Source organism: Cellulomonas septica, from assembly GCF_012396155.1.
Lineage (GTDB): Bacteria > Actinomycetota > Actinomycetes > Actinomycetales > Cellulomonadaceae > Cellulomonas > Cellulomonas septica.
The window spans coordinates 1-8071 of record NZ_JAAXOY010000099.1; the positions used below are offsets into that span (position 1 = coordinate 1).

An 8071-nucleotide genomic window follows, 5' to 3' on the forward strand; every position below is an offset into this window, starting at 1 on the left:
GGCCACGGCCCCCGCGGGCTGACGTCGCCACACCGCGCCGTACAGGCCGACCAGCGCGACCGCCCCGCCGAGCTGCGCGGCACGCCCCACGACCAGCGGGAGCGGTGAGAGCAGCAGCAGTCCGCCCGCACCCAGAAGCGCCGGGGCGGCGTATCCGACCGGGCGTCCGACGGCGACCGCGCGCTCCAGCGCGACGAGCGCGCCGACGAAGCCGAGGACCATGAGCGCGCCGTGCACGTCGGGCAGCCGCTGTGTCGTCACGGGTGCCGGGAGGCCGAGCAGCACGAGCGCGGCGTCGAGCCCTGCGAGGAGCGCGACCGCGACGGGCACCAGGAGGACGGTCCGTCCGCGCAGGCCAGGGGTATTCACGGCTCGACCGTAGATTTCCGCCCGTGGCCTGCGGATGGGACCGAGGTCCCGAGCCGCGCACGTCACTCCGCCTCGATGATCGGCGCATGTCCCGACGCACCGCAGCGGCCCGCACGTTGGGCTCCGGCAGCCGCGTCGACCTGCTGCACCTGCTGCAGAGCGGCGGCCCGCAGACGGTCGGCGAGCTCGCCGACCGGACCGGCCTGCACGAGAACACTGCACGCGAGCACCTGCAGCGCCTGGTGCTCGACGGGTTCGTGCACCGCGAACCCGAGGTGCGCACGACACGCGGGCGCCCACGGATCGTCTACCGGGCCGTGACGTCGCAGGACGTGCGGACCGACCCCGTCGCCGCCCGCCGGCTCGAGGACGCGATCGCGGGCGCCGCGCTGAGCCGCGTGCTGCTGCAGAGCTACGGCACGCCCGTCGAGTCCGTTCCCGAGACCGCACGGGCCGCGGGGCGCGAGCTCGCCGCGCGGGCGGTGACCGCCCTGCACCCGCCGACACCGCGCTCGTCGCCCGACGCGCCGCCCGAGCAGCGCCAGCTGGACGCCCTGTCCGCGCACCTCGACCGGCTCGGGTTCGACCCGGACCTCGAGGACGAGCCGTTGCAGTTCCACCTGTGGCGGTGCCCGTTCCTCGACCTGGCCCGCGAGCGCCCGGACGTCGTGTGCAGCGTGCACCTGGGTCTCGCCCAGGGCGTGCTCGACGCCGTCGGCGGCCCGGTCGAGGCGGCCGAGCTGCACCCGTTCGTGGAGCCCCACCACTGCGTCCTCACCCTCCGGTCGGCGTCCTCCTCCTGCTGACCGCGACGCCCCCGTGCGCCGGCTCGCCGCCGCGACGCGGCCGTCACCGCCGCCGAACGCACCATCACGCACGTCTCGCCTGCCCGGGACGCGCGTGATGGTGCGTTCGAGGTCCGTTCTCGCGCCCACCGGCTTTTCCACGGCACTCCTGGTGGAGCGGCCGCCGGGTGGGTCGCGATGCTCACGCCGAGGGGACCGGCACCGGTCCCCGGCGCCCCACCCCGGCGCACCACGAGGAGGACCCGATGTCGGCACCGACGACGACGCTCGCGCCGGACCTGGCGAACTGGAACCCCGAGGACGAGTCCACGTGGGACAAGCGCCTCGCGTGGCGGACGCTCTGGATCACGACGTACAACCTGACGCTCGCGTTCTGCGTCTGGTACCTGGTGAGCGCGATCGCGCCGCGCCTCAACGTCATCGGGTACGACCTGTCGAAGGAGCAGCTGTACTGGCTGGTCGCGATCCCGGGCCTCGCGGGGGGCCTGTTCCGGATGGCGTACACGTTCCTGCCGCCGATGCTGGGGACGCGCACGCTGGTCGGCGGCACGGCGACGCTCATGCTGCTGCCGATGGCGGGCTGGACGATGGCGGTCCGCGACCCGTCCACGCCGTACGCGGTGCTGCTGCTGCTCGCGGTGGCGGCGGGCCTGGGCGGCGGCGCGTTCGCCGGGTTCATGCCGTCGACGAGCTACTTCTTCCCGAAGCGCATGGCCGGCACCGCCCTGGGCCTGCAGGCGGGGCTGGGCAACTTCGGCGTGAGCCTCATCCAGTTCCTCGTGCCGTGGGTCGTCGGGTTCGGCCTGCTCGGCACGGCCGTCCTGACGCCGCAGCAGAAGGCCGACGGCGGCGGCCAGATGTGGCTGCACAACGCGGGCCTCGTCCTGGTGCCGTGGGTGCTGCTCGGGATCGGGCTCGCCGCGCTGTACCTCAAGCGCGTCCCCGTGACCGCGAACGTGCGCGAGCAGCTGGACATCTTCCGCGACCGGCACACGTGGTTCATGACCGCGATCTACGTCATGACGTTCGGCGCGTTCTCCGGTTTCGCCGCGCAGCTCGGCCTGCTCACGCTCAACCTGTTCGGCGGCTTCGAGAACGCCCCCGACCCGCTGAAGTTCGCGTTCCTCGGCCCGCTGCTCGGCTCGATCACGCGCGCCGCGTGGGGTCCGCTGTGCGACCGGTTCGGCGGCGCGGTGTGGACGCTCGTGTCGGGCATCGGCATGACCGTCAGCACCGTCTTCACGCTGTTCTTCCTGCGCCCGACGGACACGGCCTCGTTCGGCTGGTTCCTCGCCGGGATGCTGCTGATCTTCACGTTCGCGGGCATCGGCAACGCGGGCACGTTCAAGCAGATGCCGATGATCTTCGACCGCCGGCGTGCGGGCGGCGTCATCGGGTTCACGTCGGCGTGCGCGGCGTTCGGCCCGTTCCTCGTCGGCATGGCGCTGTCGGCGTGGTCGCCGACGGCGTTCTTCGTCGGCTGCGCCGTCTACTTCGCCGCCTGCACCGCCCTGACGTGGGTGCAGTACGCACGTCCCGGCGCCCCGCGCCCCAGCTGACCCGGTCCGCCCTCGCCCCCCGGAGGTCCCCGTGCCCGCATCCCGGCACCCCGGTCCGGCCTCGTCCGCCGGCACCGACAACCGCGCGATCGACGCGCTGCTCACGGTCGGCTCGCGCCTGCGGCCCGGCACGGTCTCCCCGGACCTGCGCAGCCTGTTCCTCGAGGGCGGTCGGAAGGGCGACGCGTTCTACCGGGACCGCTGGTCGCACGACAAGGTGGTGCGGTCGACGCACGGCGTGAACTGCACGGGCTCGTGCTCGTGGCAAGTGTCCGTCAAGGACGGCATCATCACGTGGGAGACGCAGCAGACCGACTACCCGACGGTCGGCCCGGACTCCCCCGAGTACGAGCCGCGGGGGTGCCCGCGGGGTGCGTCGTTCTCCTGGTACACGTACTCGCCGACGCGCGTGCGCTACCCCTACGTGCGCGGCGTGCTGCTGCGGGCGTACCGCGAGGCGAAGGCCCGGACGGGCGACCCGGTCGCGGCGTGGGCGGAGGTCACCTCGGACCCGGAGACGGCGCGCGCGTACAAGGCGGCGCGCGGCAAGGGCGGGCTGGTCCGGGCGACGTGGGACGAGGCGGCGGAGATCGTCGCCGCCGCGCACGTGCACACCATCAAGGAGTTCGGGCCGGACCGCGTCGCGGGCTTCTCCCCCATCCCCGCGATGTCGATGGTGTCGCACGGGTCGGGCGCGCGGTTCGTCTCGATGCTCGGCGGGACCATGCTGTCGTTCTACGACTGGTACGCCGACCTCCCCGTCGCGTCGCCGCAGGTGTTCGGCGACCAGACCGACGTCCCCGAGTCCGCGGACTGGTGGAACGCGTCGTACCTGGTCATGTGGGGCTCCAACGTCCCGGTGACCCGCACGCCCGACGCGCACTTCCTCGCCGAGGCGCGCTACCGCGGGCAGAAGGTCGTCGCGGTCTCCCCCGACTACGCGGCGAACACCAAGCTCGCCGACGAGTGGCTGGCCCCGCACCCGGGCACGGACGGCGCGCTCGCGTTCGCGATGGGGCACGTCGTCCTGCGGGAGTTCCTCGTCGAGAAGCGCACCGCGCGGTTCGTCGACTACCTGCGCAGGTTCACCGACGCGCCGCACCTCGTCACGCTCAAGCAGCGCGGTGACGCGTGGGTGCCGGACAAGTTCCTCACCGCCGACGCGCTCGGTGCGGCCGCGGGCGACGACGCGGGCGCGCGGGACGCGGCGTTCATGACGGTCGTCCTCGACGCGGACGGGACGCCGCACGTGCCGAACGGGTCGTTGGGCCGCCGGTTCGACCCCGCGCAGGAGGGGCGCTGGAACCTCGACCTGGGCGGCGTCGAGCCCGTGCTGTCGGTCCGCGACCTCGACGCCGCCTCGACCGGGACGTGCGAGGCCGTCGCCGTCGACCTCCCCCGCTTCGACCTCGCTCCCGAGGCCGGCGCCGAGCACCAGGGCGGCGCGGGCGTCGTGCGCCGCGGCGTCCCCGTGACGCGGGTCGGCGACCGCCTGGTCACGACGGTGTTCGACCTGCTGCTCGCGCAGTACGGCGTGGGCCGCGACGGCCTGCCCGGCGAGTGGCCGACGGGCTACGACGACGCCTCGACGCCCGGCACGCCCGCGTGGCAGGAGGAGATCACGTCGGTCCCGGCGGCGACGGCGGCGCGGATCGGTCGCGAGCTCGCGCAGAACGCCGCGGACTCGGGCGGCCGCTCGATGATCCTCATGGGCGCGGGCACCAACCACTGGTTCCACTCGGACACGATCTACCGCACGTTCCTCGCGCTCATGTCGATGACCGGCTGCCAGGGCGTCAACGGCGGCGGCTGGGCGCACTACGTCGGCCAGGAGAAGTGCCGGCCCGTCACGGGCTGGGCGCAGTACGCGTTCGGGCTCGACTGGGTGCGGCCCCCGCGGCAGATGATCGGCACCGCGTTCTGGTACCTCGCGACGGACCAGTGGCGCTACGACGGCCTGCCCGCCGACGCGCTCGCGTCGCCGCTCGCCGATGGCCGGTTCGCGGGGCGCACGACGGCGGACTGCCTGGTCGAGAGCGCCCAGCGCGGCTGGATGCCGTCGTACCCGACGTTCGACCGCAACCCGCTCGACCTCGTCGCCGAGGCCCGGGCCAAGGGCGTCGACCCGGCGCAGCACGTCGTCGACGAGCTCGAGGCCGGGCGGCTGCGGTACGCGTGCGAGGACCCGGACGACCCGGCGAACTTCCCGCGCGTGCTCACGGTGTGGCGCGCGAACCTGCTGGGGTCGTCCGGCAAGGGCAACGAGTACTTCCTGCGGCACCTGCTCGGCACCGACTCCGCGGTGCGTGCGCCCGAGTCGGAGCCCGGCCGGCGCCCGGGGTCGATGACGTGGCGCGACGAGGCGCCCCGCGGCAAGCTCGACCTGCTCGTGACGAGCGACTTCCGCATGACGTCGACGACGCTGTTCAGCGACGTCGTGCTGCCCGCTGCGACCTGGTACGAGAAGCACGACCTGTCGACGACCGACATGCACCCCTACGTGCACTCGTTCAACCCGGCGATCGCGCCGCCGTGGCAGACGCGGACCGACTTCGACGTCTTCCACACGCTGGCCCGCGCGTTCCAGACGCTCGCGGCCGACCGCCTCGGCACGCGCGAGGACCTGGTCGCCGTACCGCTGCTCCACGACACCCCCGACGAGCTCGCGACGCCGCACGGCGCGGTCCCGGAGGCGATGGGTCGGGTCCCTGGTGTCTCGATGCCGAGGCTCGTGGTCGTCGAGCGGGACTACGCGACGCTCGCCGACCGGTGGGCCGCGCTCGGGCCCCTCACCGCCCGCGCCGGGATGGTGACGAAGGGCGTCGCGTTCTCTCCCGACGTCGAGGTCGCCGAGCTCGGCCGGGTCAACGGCACGGTGCGCGACGGCGTCGCCGCCGGGCAGCCGCGCCTCGACGACGCGCGCCACGTGTGCGAGGCGATCCTCGCGCTGTCCGGCACGACGAACGGCCGCCTCGCGGTGCAGGGGTTCGAGCGCGTCGAGAAGCGCACGGGTACCGAGCTCGCGTCGCTGGCCCGCGACCACGAGGGCAAGCGGATCACGTTCCCCGACGTGCAGGCGCGACCCGTCCCGGTCGTGACGTCGCCCGAGTGGTCGGGGTCGGAGCACGGCGGCCGGCGGTACTCCGCGTTCACGATCAACGTCGAGCACCTCAAGCCGTGGCACACCCTCACGGGCCGCCAGCACTTCTTCCTCGACCACGACTGGATGAGCGAGCTCGGCGAGAACCTCCCGGTGTACCGGCCGCCGCTCGACCTGCACCGGCTGTTCGGCGACGCGCGCCCCGGCTCGACCGCCGCGTCGGGCGCACCGGGCTCCGACGGGCACGCGGAGGTCGCCGTCCGCTACCTGACCCCGCACTCCAAGTGGTCGATCCACTCCGAGTACCAGGACAACCTGCACATGCTCACGCTGTCCCGCGGCGGCCCGACGATCTGGATGTCCCCGCAGGACGCCGCGACCATCGGCGTCACCGACAACGAGTGGGTCGAGGCGTACAACCGCAACGGCGTCGTCGTCGCGCGGGCCGTCGTCTCGCACCGCATGCCCGCCGGGACGGTGTTCATGTACCACGCGAAGGACCGGACGGTGGACGTCCCCCGGTCGGAGACGTCGGGCCTGCGTGGCGGGATCCACAACTCCCTGACCCGCGTGCTGCTCAAGCCGAGCCACCTCGTCGGCGGGTACGCGCAGCTGTCGTTCGCCTTCAACTACCTCGGCCCGACGGGCAACCAGCGCGACGAGGTCACGACCATCCGCCGTCGGTCGCAGGAGGTGACGTACTGATGGGCTCCGTCGGGACGCGCAGGGGGTGGCTGCGGTGAAGGTCATGGCGCAGATGGCGATGGTCATGAACCTCGACAAGTGCATCGGGTGCCACACGTGCTCGGTGACCTGCAAGCAGGCGTGGACGAACCGCGCGGGCGTCGAGTACGTGTGGTTCAACAACGTCGAGACGCGGCCCGGGCAGGGCTACCCGCGCACGTACGAGGACCAGGACCGCTGGGGCGGCGGCTGGACGCTGAACAAGCGCGGCCGGTTGCGGCTGCGGTCCGGCGGCCGTTTCACCAAGCTCTCCCACATCTTCGCGAACCCCCGGCTCCCCGAGGTGCGCGACTACTACGAGCCGTGGACGTACGACTACGACGTCCTGCTGTCGGCGCCGCAGGGCGAGCACACGCCCGTCGCCCGGCCGAAGTCCCTGCTCACGGGCGAGGACACGACGATCACCTGGTCGGCGAACTGGGACGACGACCTGGGAGGGTCGGCGGCGACGATGGAGAAGGACCCGGTTCTCGCGCAGATGAGCGGCCGCGTGAAGGCCGAGCTCGAGCAGGCGTTCATGTTCTACCTGCCGCGGATCTGCGAGCACTGCCTCAACCCGTCGTGCGTCGCGTCGTGCCCGTCGGGCGCGATGTACAAGCGCGCGGAGGACGGCATCGTGCTCGTCGACCAGGACGCGTGCCGCGGCTGGCGCATGTGCGTGTCGGGCTGCCCGTACAAGAAGGTCTACTTCAACCACGTCACCGGCAAGGCCGAGAAGTGCACGCTGTGCTACCCGCGGCTCGAGGTCGGGCTGCCGACGGTGTGCTCGGAGACGTGCGTCGGCCGGCTGCGCTACCTGGGCCTCGTGCTCTACGACGCCGACCGCGTGCTGGAGGCCGCGTCGATCGAGGACCCGCACGAGCTCCTCGCCGCGCAGCGGTCCGTGCTGCTCGACCCGTCCGACCCCGAGGTCATGGCCGCCGCCGAGCGCGACGGCGTGCCGCACGACTGGGTGCTCGCCGCGCAGCGCTCGCTCGTGTGGGCGCTGATCTCGCGGTTCGAGGTCGCGCTACCCCTGCACCCCGAGTACCGGACGCTGCCGATGGTCTGGTACGTCCCGCCGCTGTCGCCGGTCGTCGACGTCGTGTCCGGGTCGGGCAACGACGGCGAGGACGCGCGCACGCTGTTCGCCGCGATCGACCGCCTGCGCATCCCCGTCGAATACCTCGCCGGGCTGTTCACCGCAGGCGACACGCGTCCGGTGACCGCCGTGCTGCGCCGCCTCGCGGCGATGCGGGCGCACATGCGCAACGTCTACCTCGGCGTCGAGCAGGATCCGCGCATCGCCGCGACCGTCGGCATGACGGGCGACGAGGTCGAGGCGATGTACCGGCTGCTCGCGATCGCGAAGTACGAGGACCGCTACGTCGTCCCGCCCGCGCACGCGGAGTCGGCCCGGGCGCTCGACGAGATCGCGGAGGGCGGCGGACTCGGGTGCTCGCTCGACGGCGCGGGCGGTCCGGGCATGGGCGGCCCGCGGGCGCGGGGTGAGC

The 8071-nt window shown here is 73.1% G+C and carries 4 protein-coding genes and 1 pseudogene; 4 read left to right on the forward strand and 1 reads right to left on the reverse strand.

Annotated features, from left to right (window positions below; all coding sequences use genetic code 11):
* Window positions 1–369, reverse strand: a pseudogene (locus HGA02_RS05940) (hypothetical protein); the annotation flags it as partial.
* Between the two features lie 86 nt (window positions 370–455).
* On the opposite strand from HGA02_RS05940, the gene HGA02_RS05945 reads away from it, so the two are divergent.
* The 4 genes from HGA02_RS05945 to narH form a co-directional block, all read left to right on the forward strand.
* On the forward strand, window positions 456–1175 hold the full coding sequence (locus HGA02_RS05945; RefSeq protein WP_168678232.1) for a helix-turn-helix transcriptional regulator: 720 nt from the start codon (window positions 456–458) through the stop codon (window positions 1173–1175).
* A gap of 245 nt (window positions 1176–1420) precedes the next feature.
* Window positions 1421–2734 carry a NarK/NasA family nitrate transporter gene (locus HGA02_RS05950; protein WP_168678233.1) on the forward strand — a complete coding sequence of 438 codons (1314 nt, stop codon included), beginning with the start codon at window positions 1421–1423 and terminating at the stop codon, window positions 2732–2734.
* A gap of 31 nt (window positions 2735–2765) precedes the next feature.
* A complete protein-coding gene (locus HGA02_RS05955) occupies window positions 2766–6539 on the forward strand; it encodes a nitrate reductase subunit alpha (RefSeq protein WP_168678234.1) in 3774 nt (1257 codons plus the stop codon).
* A gap of 34 nt (window positions 6540–6573) precedes the next feature.
* A partial coding sequence (narH, locus tag HGA02_RS05960; RefSeq protein ID WP_168678235.1) for a nitrate reductase subunit beta occupies window positions 6574–8071 on the forward strand: 1498 nt, incomplete at its 3' end.

Bases quoted from the DNA above. Each gene is read 5' to 3' on its own strand.
- HGA02_RS05945 (WP_168678232.1), top strand. From the start codon at position 456: ATGTCCCGACGCACCGCAGCGGCCCGCACGTTGGGCTCCGGCAGCCGC.
- HGA02_RS05950 (WP_168678233.1), top strand. From the start codon at position 1,421: ATGTCGGCACCGACGACGACGCTCGCGCCGGACCTGGCGAACTGGAAC.